General features: G+C 35.5%; 14 protein-coding genes and 1 tRNA gene. All 15 read right to left on the bottom strand.

All coding sequences use genetic code 11. The features are described 5' to 3' along the window. Window positions 1-566: 566 nt before the first annotated feature. The 15 genes from ftsH to RMR19_RS13960 all read right to left on the bottom strand — a co-directional run bounded on the left by ftsH (window position 567) and on the right by RMR19_RS13960 (window position 14160). Window positions 567-2396, bottom strand: a complete 1830-nt coding sequence (gene ftsH / locus RMR19_RS14030; protein WP_310604121.1) for an ATP-dependent zinc metalloprotease FtsH — start codon at window positions 2394-2396, stop codon at window positions 567-569. 49 nt (window positions 2397-2445) lie between these two features. Next, window positions 2446-2970 (bottom strand): hypoxanthine phosphoribosyltransferase, encoded by a 525-nt coding sequence (hpt, locus tag RMR19_RS14025; RefSeq protein WP_310604119.1) that lies wholly within the window; start codon window positions 2968-2970, stop codon window positions 2446-2448. A gap of 1 nt (window position 2971) precedes the next feature. Then, window positions 2972-4504 (bottom strand): tRNA lysidine(34) synthetase TilS, encoded by a 1533-nt coding sequence (gene tilS / locus RMR19_RS14020; protein ID WP_310604118.1) that lies wholly within the window; start codon window positions 4502-4504, stop codon window positions 2972-2974. Window positions 4505-4592: 88 nt separating this feature from the next. Then, the gene (gene spoIIE, locus RMR19_RS14015; protein ID WP_310604117.1) at window positions 4593-7037 is read right to left on the bottom strand and encodes a stage II sporulation protein E; all 2445 of its coding nucleotides are present in this window, start codon (window positions 7035-7037) and stop codon (window positions 4593-4595) included. A gap of 155 nt (window positions 7038-7192) precedes the next feature. After that, window positions 7193-7266 (bottom strand) — tRNA-Met (locus tag RMR19_RS14010). A 116-nt stretch (window positions 7267-7382) separates the two neighbouring features. Beyond that, window positions 7383-7628 (bottom strand): septum formation initiator family protein, encoded by a 246-nt coding sequence (locus RMR19_RS14005; protein ID WP_310604116.1) that lies wholly within the window; start codon window positions 7626-7628, stop codon window positions 7383-7385. 107 nt (window positions 7629-7735) lie between these two features. Beyond that, a complete protein-coding gene (yabQ, locus tag RMR19_RS14000) occupies window positions 7736-8257 on the bottom strand; it encodes a spore cortex biosynthesis protein YabQ (protein ID WP_310604115.1) in 522 nt (173 codons plus the stop codon). Window positions 8258-8274: 17 nt separating this feature from the next. Further along, entirely contained in the window at window positions 8275-8559 is a 285-nt protein-coding gene (gene yabP, locus RMR19_RS13995; protein WP_310604114.1) for a sporulation protein YabP, read from the bottom strand. A gap of 69 nt (window positions 8560-8628) precedes the next feature. Beyond that, complete coding sequence (locus tag RMR19_RS13990) at window positions 8629-8868, bottom strand: RNA-binding S4 domain-containing protein (RefSeq protein WP_310604113.1); 240 nt, start codon at window positions 8866-8868, stop codon at window positions 8629-8631. A gap of 79 nt (window positions 8869-8947) precedes the next feature. Continuing rightward, window positions 8948-9223, bottom strand: coding sequence for an HU family DNA-binding protein (locus RMR19_RS13985; RefSeq protein ID WP_073284987.1), 276 nt, complete (start codon window positions 9221-9223; stop codon window positions 8948-8950). Between the two features lie 45 nt (window positions 9224-9268). Beyond that, window positions 9269-10048, bottom strand: coding sequence for a nucleoside triphosphate pyrophosphohydrolase (gene mazG / locus RMR19_RS13980; RefSeq protein WP_310604112.1), 780 nt, complete (start codon window positions 10046-10048; stop codon window positions 9269-9271). Window positions 10049-10154: 106 nt separating this feature from the next. After that, complete coding sequence (gene spoVT / locus RMR19_RS13975; protein ID WP_310604111.1) at window positions 10155-10703, bottom strand: stage V sporulation protein T; 549 nt, start codon at window positions 10701-10703, stop codon at window positions 10155-10157. A 203-nt stretch (window positions 10704-10906) separates the two neighbouring features. Beyond that, complete coding sequence (locus tag RMR19_RS13970) at window positions 10907-11824, bottom strand: hypothetical protein (protein ID WP_310604110.1); 918 nt, start codon at window positions 11822-11824, stop codon at window positions 10907-10909. Further along, entirely contained in the window at window positions 11805-12338 is a 534-nt protein-coding gene (locus RMR19_RS13965) for a sigma-70 family RNA polymerase sigma factor (RefSeq protein ID WP_310604109.1), read from the bottom strand. The genes RMR19_RS13970 and RMR19_RS13965 overlap by 20 nt, the downstream gene beginning before the upstream one ends. An 82-nt stretch (window positions 12339-12420) precedes the next feature. After that, window positions 12421-14160, bottom strand: a complete 1740-nt coding sequence (locus tag RMR19_RS13960) for an ABC transporter ATP-binding protein (protein ID WP_310604120.1) — start codon at window positions 14158-14160, stop codon at window positions 12421-12423. Window positions 14161-14252: the final 92 nt, after the last annotated feature.

Genomic DNA, 14252 nt, shown 5'->3' with positions numbered 1-14252 from the left:
CGGAAACTAATCTATGCAGAGTGAAAAATATCAAAAGATTATCACTTCTCTCAATAGAAGATAATATATTAAATTTTCAAGGAACAATATGACAAAGAGGCAGATTTATAATACCTCATTTGTCGGGCAACTCATTAATATTTACAATTTCCAAAATCAAATATTATATCCGCTCTCCATAATGTATATTTTTTCCTCTCTTATGTAATAAAAGAGGACAGCCATCCGATCTGCTGTCCTCTTTTGGAGAAGGTATTTTTGTTACTTATGGGGTGTAGCAAAAACTATATAATGTATTGGGGTTTACGTATGTTAGTATAACATGGTCTGCAAGATAAGTGTGCATAAACATTTTATAAATATATATTTTTTTTTGTCAAATGTGACAACTGAACTTTATTGGTACTAAAGTCTCATTGTACTTAACTACTATTAAACTGTTATATGGGCACTTTCCTTTTGATTCCCCCTAGATATTCCCTTTTATTATAACTATTTAAGACTATATAAAAAGACAGCATGACTATCCACTAACACGAATAGACATGCTGTCTTATAAGTAAATTCTATACTTCTGTAGCTGTTGTATCAACTGGGAATAATGCTTCGAATTCTTCTCTATTAATACGTTCTTTCTCAAGAAGTAAATTAGCACAATCATGAAGTACTTGAATGTTCTCTGTAAGAATTGCTTTCGCCTTAGCATAAGATTCTTCAATGATTCGTTTCACTTCTTCATCGATAGAACGAGCAACATCTTCACTAAAGCTTCTTGTATGAGCAAGATCTCTACCAATGAACACTTCATTATCATCATTGTCATAATTAACAAGACCAAGTGATTCTGAGAATCCATAACGAGTTACCATTGCTCTAGCTGTATTCGTTGCTACTTTAATATCTTGAGATGCTCCTGTCGTAATATCATCCAAAATCATTTCTTCTGCAATACGACCACCAAGACTTACAACAATGTCTTGTAACATCTGTCCTTTTGTATTAAACATCTCATCTTTTTCAGGAAGAGGCATTGTATAACCTGCCGCTCCATTACCTGTTGGAATGATAGATACTGTATAAACAGGCCCTACATCAGGAAGCACATGGAATAAAATCGCATGACCAGCTTCGTGATAAGCAGTAATTCTCTTTTCTTTCTCAGAAATTACACGGCTCTTCTTCTCTGTACCAATACCAACTTTGATAAAGGAACGAGTAATATCTTCTTGCATAACAAATGCTCTATCTTGTCTAGCCGCATAGATTGCAGCTTCATTTAACAGATTCTCAAGGTCAGCACCAGTAAAGCCTGCTGTTGTTTGAGCAACTTGTTTTAAATCAACATCTTCTCCAAGTGGTTTCCCTTTTGCATGTACTCCAAGAATCTCTTCTCTTCCTTTCACATCAGGACGACCAACTGTAACCTTACGGTCAAAACGACCTGGACGTAAAATCGCTGGATCAAGAATATCGACACGATTTGTTGCTGCCATAACGATAATTCCTTCGTTTGCACCAAAACCGTCCATCTCAACTAACATTTGGTTCAATGTTTGTTCTCTTTCATCATGACCACCACCAAGACCAGTACCACGGCGTCTTGCAACGGCATCAATTTCATCGATAAATACGATACAAGGTGCATTCTTCTTTGCTTCTTCGAATAAATCTCTTACACGGGAAGCACCAACACCAACGAACATTTCTACGAAATCAGAACCAGAGATGCTAAAGAATGGTACACCAGCTTCTCCTGCTACCGCTTTCGCTAATAATGTCTTACCTGTTCCTGGAGGTCCTACTAATAAAACACCCTTAGGAATTCTAGCTCCTACCACCATATACTTATTTGGTGATTTTAAGAAATCAACGATTTCTGTTAATTCTTCTTTTTCCTCATCAAGACCCGCAACATTCTTAAATGTTGTTCTCTTGTTCTCATCTGTCGACATCTTAGCTCTGCTCTTACCAAAGTTCATTACTTTAGAATTGCCACCGCCACCTGAAACCTGACTTGTCATAAACGAGAATAATATGATGATTAGAATGAATCCAAATATATAAGGCATGAGTTGTACAAACCAGCCTGGTCTACTCACATCATGAACGGTTACTTTATATCCACTTTCTGTAGCAATATCCTCAATTTTACTCGTATCTGCTACATAAAAACTAGAACTTGACTTATTCGTGTCGTTAAAAGTTACCGTGACCTGACCTGTAGGCACCTCTTCATTCATGTACACATCAATTGTTTTAATTGCTTTCTCATTCAAGTCTGCTGTAAATTGTGACAGACTATATGAATCGGTACTTACTTTACTCAATCTATCCGATAGCATTAATGCCATAATGATGATAGCAAGAATAATGGTATAGAAACCAAGTCCCTTCATCTGCTTTTTCAAAGCAAAACCTCCCTTCAAAATAACTTTCTTTTTTTAATTAATCATTTTCAACCACTCCAATGAATGGCAAATTGCGGTATTTTTGTGCGTAATCTAATCCATATCCGATTACAAATTCATCTGGAATATCAAATCCAACATAGTCAACTACTACATCTGTTACTCTTCTCTCAGGTTTATCAAGAAGGGTACATAGACGAATACTATTTGGCTTTCTAGCAGCTAATAATTCTATAAGATAGCTTAATGTTCTTCCGGAATCAATAATATCCTCAACAATTAGTACTTCTTTTCCTTCGATTGGATCATCAAGGTCTTTCACAATCTTGACTCTTCCTGAACTCTCTGTTGCATCTCCGTAACTAGATACTGACATAAAGTCCATAGTTACTGGAATTGTAATTCTTTTCGCTAGTTCACATGTGATAAACACGCCACCTTTTAATACACAGATTAGGTGAATGCTTTTTCCTGCATAATCCTTGCTGATTTGCTCACCAAGTTCCTGAATCTTCTTATCAACTTCTTCTTCGCTAAGTAATACTCTTATCTTGTCTTCCATTTCATTTTCCTCCAAATAAATATACAATAAGCAGTTTGCTAGTACTCTCGCTTATTTTATATGCTTCACTAATACGTGAACCTAGTATCCACATAATGTGATTACCATCAGCTAACAACGGAATATGATTACGATCTTTTTGTGGAATCTTTTTATCTATGAAGATTGATTTTATCTTCTTTGTTCCACCTCTAGCGTCAACTTGCATATAATCGCCTTCTTGCCTGGTACGTAATTGAACAGCATTTTTTATTTTATCATAATCAAAGCATTTCGTATACCCATTTCTGGTATTTATCATACTTTTTTTATATTCTTTATAAAATTTCACATTATGGCATGATTGCATAGCAGAATCAGTAATCACAAGTTGATTGCTCTCCCAAACATCCTGCCCTTTCTCCAACAGATTCGCCTTCTCCTGCACATTTAGAGAATAGATTACATATCCTAACGTTTCCCCACTTGGTAATGCAAACATATCACTCTGTTTATTTACTAAATCAAAAGAATACACTACTGGTAAATCTCTTTGTGGTTCAACATCTGTATCTGCTGTCGCATGATTGGTTATAATTAAATCCTTATAATCATTGTATGCTACAATCGCGTATGGTAAATCTATTTTTTTACCGACACCTTTTGCTGCAAGATTGCAAATATCTTCAACATGGACACTTTCAATATCTTTTAACTGATTACTTAGCTTTTTTAGAACTTCCCGTACTACTGTCTTTTGCATTACGATATCTTCGCTCTGAAACATCTCTCTATCAATGTGATATTTCCCATCGCAACACTGAACGAGTCTATTATAACAAATATTGGTTTGCTTTTCTATAAATTCTTCCACTTCCTTGAGTAATTGAGACGATTTTACTATATGGGAAATGGCTTGACGATTAATATTCTCTTCTAAATATGGCAAAACTTGAAGACGAATCTTATTTCGTGTATATTCTGTCTCCAGATTTGTAGCATCTGTTTGAAAGGAGATCCCGCGTTCCTTAAGATACGTTTCAATCTCTTCTCTTGTTACACACAATAATGGACGTATGATGGTATCACGCACAGCAGGAATTCCTGTCAAACCTGTAAGTCCACTTCCTCTAACCAACTGAAACAATACCGTCTCTGCACAATCATTGCTATTATGTGCAACTGCAATCACATCACAGTTATATTCCTCACGTATTTTCTCAAATGCTTTGTATCTAACATTTCTCCCCGCTTCTTCTTCTGATAGATGTTGTTCCCTTGCATATGCTCGCACATCTTCTCTTACGCAGTGAAACGAAACTTGATTTTCTTTACATAACTTCTCTACATAATTCTGATCCTCGTCTGCTTCTTCACCACGAATCATATGATTGATATGAGCAACATGTAGCTCTAGCTGATAAAGTTCCCTAAGAGCAAGGAATACAAAGAAAAGGCAGACGGAGTCCGCACCACCCGATACTCCTAATACTACCTTTTCTTGTTTTCTCAGCATTCGATTCGACTCTACATATCGTTTTATCTTATTAAGCATGGGGTTTGTCCTCCAAATGTTTTAATTGTCTGAACAGTTAGCTATCAGTATTCTAAACTTTAATTACCAAAATAGCAAGTCTCACATTCTAATATTTTTTCCAAACCCCTGCTACCAATACTGTCATATCATCAATTGCCTGATTATCGCTGTATTCCATCGCTCTTGCTAAAATCTGTTGCGCGATGTCCTGTGGATTCCTACTCTTAACACTCATAATAATATTTCCAAGCTCGCCTTCTTTATCCTCTACCCCGATACAATCTAACACGCCGTCCGTAACCATTACAATAAAATCACCATCGTATAACTTTTTCGAAACACCGTCAAAGTCCACATTACTGAACATACCAACTGGCAATGTAGTAGAACAGATGCTTTCCACCCAGTTATCACGTTTTATAAACGTAGTAGATGCACCGATTTTTATAAAATCACAAATTCCCGTATATAGATTTAATATACTCATATCCACGGTAGAAAACATCTGACTCTCTGCACGACTTACCAATATCGAATTAATTAACTTAATAGCGGACTCCTCTTTAAATCCTGCATCAATCAATTGCTCTAACAACTCAACAACTGACTCACTCTCTTCACAAGCTAATTTTCCACTTCCCATACCGTCAGATAATGTCATAATCATATCCCCTGTATCAAGATTCATGATAGAGAAGTTATCCCCTGACACACTTTCTCCTACTCTTGGAACTTTAGCAACCCCGGTCAATGTTTTAAATGCAGTATCCTCTACAAACACATAGTTCTCATAATCCTTTGCAATAATGTTTTTACTTCCCTCGTTTGGCTTTACCTTCTTACCAATTGCATTGCCGATAATTATTGCTGTTTCCTTTGTTGTGATACATCTTCCCTTTGATGTCCTCGCAACTACATAGATATCCTGCCTTTTATTTCGCCGTTCCATAATGGATATCTGCTTCACTTGAATATGATTCAATTTTAATTGATTAATAATCTGCTGCTCTTCATTACTGTTTACTGCTATCGTGTCTGAAAGGTCATTCGAAAATTCATCTATTATCTTCGCCACTTCACCTAGCTGCCCTGCGATTGCCTCTCGACTCTCTGCCATACGGTTTGTCCAGTTGAGATTTACTTTTGCAATTTCCAAACTACGATTTGTCTCCGCTAGAAATTCATTTAAGTTAATACAACGATTTGCAAATGCCACTGGCACATCTGCCTCACAGATATATCCGTTCTGCTCAACGGAATTCAGTATAGTAAACGTTGCCTTATATGTATCATAGAAATCATTTTTCCAACAAGTATTACAATTACTGCAGTCCTTACACAATCGATCCGACAACTCATCAAAGATTGTATCTACCTCTTGTCTGCTTAACGAAGTTCTTCTATCCGACAAGGTATGAAATGTGCCTGATAGCTTCTGAAAGGATTCTGCAAACCCATGCAGTTTCTGTCTCGTCATATGTTGTATATTCTGTTCCACAAACTGCATATCACTTTTCCGTTCCGTTCGTCCTTGAATCCGTCGCATCATAGAACTTGGTAAAAACAAAAACAGAATCACACTTGATACAATTGCTCCTATCTGCGTTGTCGTCATAAGGAATTCCTCATACAGATAACTTGCCCCAACAATACTCACAACATAGGCAATTGCTGTAGCAAATCGTCCCACCTCGCGAAACATACCAACGACAATTCCCAGGCAACACATTAGAGCAACAATAGGCAATAGATCTTCTCTCATATAATCCTGTAATCCCATTACAATTCCACAAACTACTCCACTTACTGCTCCCGCTCCTGACCCATACTTATAGCCCATAAGCAAAATCAAAAAGAATATTGTAGTCTTAAACAGTGAAAATTCAATTCCTCCAATATCAGGCATACCATAGATTACTAGTCCTGCGAGTAAGGACATACTTATTAGTTGTTCATTATCCATTGCTTGTCCTAATTCTCCATATAGCAAGAACTTGATTGGACGACTAAAGACTAACGTTAGGCAAATAATTAGAACTGCCTCTAATGCTATGTAGAATAACTGCTCTTTCGTACTATAGTTTAGGAGATACTTTGAAATAGATATCCCTGCTGTTACAAGTGCCGCAATTACCGAAAACACCGGCAAGGGAATCGACTTATTCTTATTCCTGTTCTCAATTAAATTTCCTATAATGGTTAATAGTATTATCACGAATGTATATTTTATGGCTTCTACCATCGGTAAGACCGTAGCAGAACCAAATATTACTCCAATTAGTAAAAAGGGTCTTGTAGTCTTCTCTACATAGGCTGCTGCAAAATAGGCAACTGCTATAGGATCCATAGATAGAAACTGCGCTCGTGACACCAAAATTCCTATCAGAGTAATCGCAATTCCTCTCTTCGTAATTCCTTTCATACATTTACACTTCCTTTTCCTTAATTTGGCTGTCAATCCGAAATTATAAAAGGAATTGTATGAAATGTTTGTCAAATTAGTGTCCAATTTATGGAAAACTTTATGACAATATACTCTCTCACTCGGCATTTCGCTCGAATGTAGGGACTTCACACGAATTAAGATATTAAAATATATCTGCATACGTACTTTGAGAATGAATTATTAAACCAAAGAAAAATTCTATGTAAACCAAAAAGAACTTTAGACAATTCATATCGAATCATCTAAAGTTCTTATTCATATAGCGGAGAACGGATTTGAACCGCCGACACTGCGGGTATGAACCGCATGCTCTAGCCAACTGAGCTACTCCGCCGCACTGACAAGACTTATTATACTCAAAGGAATAATAAATGTCAACTACTTTTTTGAATTTTTTTATTAATTTATTCAATTTAGAATATTATAGATAAATCTGTAGCAAATGAGGTATTACTTCTCTGGCTCAAATATAATCTCATCTTTATAAACAAGCCCTAACTTTTCTCTAGCAACCTCTTCTACATACTTCTTTGTTTGGACGTAAGCACGTCTTTCTTCAAGCTCTTCTGCATATTCAGTTTCCGCATCAATCTCTTGCTGTAATTCTTCTTTTTGCTCCTGATATACGATTCTCTTCTTATCCAGATTTTCTTTCTGATAAAAAATCACTCCACAAATTATTAGAACTAAATACATCGTGGTAAATAAACCTGTCCTTTTTCTCGTCTTTCGTCCAATAAACACGCTACTTCACCTTCCTTCCCCAATCCCGCTCTTAACATAGTTTCAATATTATCCATATGTTATTTTTTCGTTACTGATATTTTAACTGTTTTAGCAGTATTTTTCAATTGTTTTGCTGATCTCTTTTTAACTTTTTTTAATTTATTCCCTAGCTTAGAATTTACTTTCCCAACTTTCCTTGTCGTAAACCCTAAAAACTGCTTTATTTTCTTTAATAAAAATAGTAATGGCATAAATACAATGGACAATACTTTCCAAACCGCCTTTAGAATTGCTTTAATAATTCGGGTAATCCCTTTTACAATAAATCTACTTAGCAATTGATTATATATTACCATTCCGAGTAACATACCTAATATTGCGAAGCCTCGAATCGTTCCATTGTTACGTTCATAAATCATCATGAATATAACAATACTCGCAGCAATCCAAAAAAGGATATCCTCCAATGCGACAAAGAATGCTTTGTGTGGAACAACCCTTCGTATGATACGAATACTGTCATATACAATAAGCAAAAGAATCCCATACAGAATTGATGTTAGAAAGAATTGAACCTCCAAATTAATAATCTCTGTCATATGAACAACCTAACCTCCTACTTAAATAGTCTTCCAAAGAAGGACTCTCCACCTTTAGAATATCCTCCATCTGAGTATGTTAAGCTGTCAACTCTTCCATCAATATCAACTTCCCCTTTTTCCAGAGTAAGTCTATTAACATGCAGTTCATCTCCACGAATCATCAATATCCCTAATTCCGTCTCCAATAACACTTCATTCGCATCAAACGATAATACATCATTCACACCAGTGATAATAGCACTCTTTCGACTATTTAATGATATCTTATGGCTGGACTTTGGTAATTGCTTCTCATCCATTAAAACAACCTCCTAAATATACATCTATAAATAGTATATTAGGAGGTCATTAAAATCATGCACATAGGTTTACAGATAACGAAACAATTCTTTTGCATCATCTTTGCGTACTGTCTCCTGTACATCGAGAATCTCTACTTTTACTTCTTTGTTACCAAATGCGATTTCTAATAGGTCGCCTTCTTTTACATTGGCAGATGCTTTCGCAACTTTACCATTGATCATTACTCTACCCGCATCACATGCTTCATTCGCTACCGTTCTTCTCTTAATGATACGTGACACTTTAAGAAATTTATCTAGTCTCATATTCTTTAACACCTTTCCTATGAATTAAAAAAAGTTGCTCCATAATGGAGCAACTTAGCTATTAATTATTTACACTCAATTAAGCGTTGATAACATCCTTTAATGCTTTACCAGCTTTAAATTTAGGAGATTTAGATGCTTCAATCTTCATAGTTTCTCCAGTTTGTGGATTTCTTCCTTCTCTAGCTGCTCTTTCAGAAACTTCGAAAGTTCCAAATCCTACTAATTGAATTTTTTCACCTTTAGCTAATTCTTCTGTTACTACATCGATAAATGCTTTTAAAGCTTTTTCGGAATCTTTCTTTGATAATTCTGTTTTTTCTGCAATTGCTGCAACTAATTCTGTTTTGTTCATGGATAAACTCCTCCTCTGAATAATCGTTATCACTTAAAATATTTTTTATATAAGTTGTCCCCATAGAGCAATTTGCTCCTCTTTGGACATATTCTTTAGATGCTTGCCTTCTCCTTCAGCGAGCCGTTCAACACCTATAAATCTATTTATAAACTTATCTGTAGCATTTGTCAAGGAATTTTCAGCATTTATTCCTAGTTTTCTCGATAAATCAATAAGCAAAAATAGCATTTTACCAAATTCCGCTTCAATTTGAGCAGTATTGTCCTTTGTACTTTGCTCTTCTAGCGCATTTATTGACGTTTTAAGCAAGTTTATAACAACTTGTACATCTGCACCTTCCATTCCGACTTTAGCCGCCTTCTTTTGAATTTTAGCTGCTCTAATCAAGGCAGGTAATGCCTCTGCAACTCGTAACATACCGTCTGAAATCGTCTCCTCTTTCTTTTCTTTCTCCTTTAATTCCTCCCAATTGCTAAGTACTTCATCAGAATTTTCTACACTTGTATCTGAAAAAACATGTGGATGTCGATATATCATCTTTTTACTGATATTCGTTATTACTTGATCCAAGGTAAATGTATTCGCTTCTTCTGCTATGACAGTATGTAATGCTACTTGCAACAGGACATCGCCTAATTCTTCTTTTAAGTTCTCTAAGTCGTTTTTATTAATTGCATCAACCGCCTCATAACATTCTTCTAACATGCAATCTCTAAGACTTTCATGTGTCTGTTCCCTATCCCAAGGGCAACCGTGTTCACTTCTTAATTCACGAATTATATTCATAAAATCATCAAAACTATAGTGTTCCATAATCTCCATTTTCTTCTCCTCTTCCGATTCATCTATAAATAATCGTTTATTCAGGACGATAGCACCCAAAAACTTGTACCAATTGATACTATCGCCCTTGTTAAACAGATACTCCCTACTGCTCCATTTGTCTTCCCAAGAAATTAGATGCTGCTGCCGCAAGCTTTACCTCAGTATCACCTAATTTAATTTTCGCATCTTTTGTAAGTATAATAACAGCTCCTATTGCATCACCTTCGCAGATAATAGGGCTTATTACTTCTGCTGTATACTCATTATCTTCCTCGCTTCCAACTCGGATAAATGTTTTGTCAGCAGATGCAGCCGATACACTTTCTCTCTCATTAACTACATTTTCAAGATCTTTACTTATCTGCTTTCCAACGATATCTTTCTTGTTCGTTCCGGATACGGAAATAAACTGATCTCTGTCTGTTATAAATACCACATGTCCTGTCGTTTGTGATAGTGCATCACCATATTGTTTTGCAAATTGGCTAAGTTCTCCAATCGGAGAATACTTTTTAAGTATAATCTCTCCCTCGCGATCTGTAAATATCTCAAGTGGATCACCTTCTCTTATTCTTAATGTACGTCTAATCTCTTTCGGAACTACTACTCTTCCCAAATCATCTATTCTTCTTACAATACCAGTTGCCTTCATAGCAATTTCCTCCATTTAACAAATAATATCAACCTATCAAGTGATATTATTATTATTTGTTAAATGGAGGAAATTATACATCTTTTAAAATATTTTCCTAACTTAATTCGTGATTCTTAAGTTCTCATAACTTTTTCAATTAAATACTAGGCTACACTAAAAGTCGTAGCCTAAATTACCTTCATAATAATTATAATCAACCATTAGTGCATTGGCAGATTTTGAACGATCTCCGGACTTATATTGTCTATTTGATATATTATAAGTTCTCCATCTGCTGTTTCTAATTGCTTTATCATGTTATAGTTTTCTCCATCCGTAGCCTCTATCCAAAGTTGTAGTTCAGACCATGTAGAGTCCTCTTGTGCTCTTAATATATATTGCCTTACATATTCCTTCTGAACACTCTCATCTTCCACTGCCTTCCTATCACCTTCGTCGTCTATCTCTGATAAAAGTCTATATAGCTCTTCAATAAGTGCTAGATCTCCCGTATAATCAATAAATTCTTCCTCACCGCCATACACATTTATTTGTTGAATTTCTCCAACCCGAATCGAATAGATCTTTCCTGCTTTATCTTTAATTGTAAAAAATGATGATGCCTGTTCCAAATCACTTTCCGTGTCGTTCATTCCATTTTCACTTCCAGATACCCCATCAGCACTTGATGTACTGTCGTCTTTCATGGAATCTTGTGACGTCTCATCATTCGCGGTTTCTTCTGCCTCTTCTGACATTGAATATGACGGATTTTTTGTTGTTTCAGTTGTTGTATCTGTTTTCATATCACTTGATTTCTCAGTGGAATCTTTCATGTTTCCAAATGAAAATGAACCATCCATTAAATTAACGCTTGCAACAACAAGGATACAAGCACATGCAGCAACAAGCAAACCATAACGGAAAGGATTTCTTTTTCGTTGTTTTTCTGATTGTTTACTTGGTTTTTCAGTTTCTTCTGCTACTCTTCTTAACGTTGCTTGAATCAACGATTCTGACACAGTAATTCCGTCTATATCAAATACTTCATCCAAATCATTCTTTAGATTTCCGATGTCATATAATTCTTCTAATAAATCATTGTTCATATCTTCTTGGTTATCCTCTGGCTTCTTCATATGACACCCTCCTTTCTAATGAACCCCTTAACTTTTGTCTGGCTCGATTCAATCGACTTTTCACTGTACCTGCCGCAATTCTTAGCATATCAGCAGTCTCTTCTACGCTCATCTCTTGGTAATATACACAAAGAACAACCTCTTTATACTTCTCTGGTAATTCCATTACCGCTTCCTTTACAACGTGATTATCCTCTTTATTTTCAATTTTTTCATAACCATCTTCTACTACTTGCTGCGTTTGAAACTCATCTGTAGGCTCTACTTTTTGATTCCAAGCACTTTTCAAATAATCCTTACAAGTATTTATTGTTATCTGCAGAAGCCATGTTTTAATCGAACATTCCCCGCGAAAGCTCTCATAATGGCTATTCACTTTAAGAAATACCTCTTGGAAGATATCTTCTGCCAAATGAATATCTTTCACATAGAGATATGCTGTTCTTAGAACATCATTTCCATACATGCGCATAAGACCTTCCAAATTAGGAGCGTCTATACTCCTTACAACCATACCCTCTCCCCCTTTGTTAAAATCTTCAGATTCGAAAAATCACTCCGTAATTTTCCTCATTGACAGCTAGGAAGTAGCTCTACTACTTCCTAGCTGTCATATAATATAAATCGGCGTAAATTCCATTTTTCTGTAATAACTCTTCATGTGTTCCTTTTTCGCCTATTCCTTCTTCTGTTAACACAATTATATTCTCTGCATTACGAATTGTCGATAGTCTATGGGCAATAACAAATGTTGTTCTATTACTAGCCAACTTCTCTAAAGATTCTTGAACTACACGTTCTGATTCATTATCAAGTGCTGAAGTTGCCTCGTCAAATATTAAAATTGGAGGATTTTTGAGGAATACTCTTGCTATACTTAAACGCTGTTTCTGTCCCCCTGACAGCTTTATTCCACGTTGTCCAATATAAGTATTATATCCATCTGGAAGCTCCATTATGAACTCATGTGCATTGGCATTCTTAGCTGCTTCAATAATTTCTTCGTCGGTAGCTTCCATCTTACCATATCGAATATTATCCATAACCGTGCCTGCAAAAAGATATACATCCTGTTGCACAATACCAATATTTTTACGCAAAGAATATAATGATATATCTTTAATATCTGTTCCATCAAGATAGATACTACCTTGTGTAACCTCATAAAAACGTGGTATTAAGCTACACATTGTTGTCTTTCCTACACCTGACGTTCCAACCAATGCCACATATTCTCCTGGTTGAACATGAAGATTAATATCATGAAAAACATCTGTAATGGTATCGTTATATTGATATGCCACATCTTTAAATTCAATCTCACCTTTTACATCAGTAAGCGTAATGGCATCTTTACTATCAACAATATCTGGCTCAATCGCTAGGATTTCTAGGAAACGGTCAAACCCTGTGATTCCATTTTGAAACTGCTCTGTGAAGTTAATTAATTGCTTTACAGGGTCTACTAAGTTATTAATATATAATAAAAAAGTCAGTAAATCAGATAGTTTAATAATTCCTTTTGCAATAAATGCTCCACCGCCAATGATAACTGCTACATTGATTAATGTTGTAAATGCTCCTAATCCCGAATGGAATATTGACATAACAAAATAACTGTTTCTTTTCGCCTCAACAAAATGTGCATTGCTTTCATAGAACTTCTCCAGCTCTACATCCTCATTTGCAAATGATTTTACAACTCGTATTCCCGAAAGATTATCTTCGATTTGCGCATTAATATCTGCTACACGCTCTCTATTTCTCTTAAATGCAAGGTGCATCTTTGATTTTAGTCGATATGCAAAGATAAACATAACTGGAATTATTGAAAAGACAATTAACGTTAAAGGCACATTGATGAACATAAGAATAACAAATGCTCCAACAAATTTGATTACAGAAATTACAATATCCTCTGGACCATGATGACATAATTCTGTAAGGTCAAATAAATCATTTGTAACTCTTGACATCAACTGCCCTGTTTTTTGATTATCATAGAAGTTAAACGATAGTTTTTGATAGTGCGAAAAAATCTCATTTCTCATATCATATTCCATCTTTGCCCCCATCATATGCCCTTGATAGTTAATAAAGAATTTACAGCCAAGTTCAATAAGAATCAGCCCTATCATAACTAATGTTAACTTAATAATCGTCTGCAGTGCTTCGTTCATTTCATATTGAACTAACACTGTGTTTGTTATATATCTTACAATCATAGGATAAGCTAGTGTAATTGTTGCTGCCAACAATGCAAAGAACATATCTGCAAAGAACAATCCCTTATACGGCTTATAATATGATAAGAACTTTTTAGCCTTTGGACTCATATTTTTTCTCCTTCTAGTAATTAATAGAAGAGCTGCCACGCTAGGATTCTCTCCTTTTAAGTGACAGCTCTCTTTTATTTTGAAACTGATTT

The organism is Anaerosporobacter sp. (genome assembly GCF_031551385.1).
Taxonomy (GTDB): Bacteria; Bacillota; Clostridia; order Lachnospirales; family Lachnospiraceae; genus Anaerosporobacter.
Note: the sequence above shows the minus strand (reverse complement) of the source record. Positions and strands in the feature narration are given on the sequence as shown.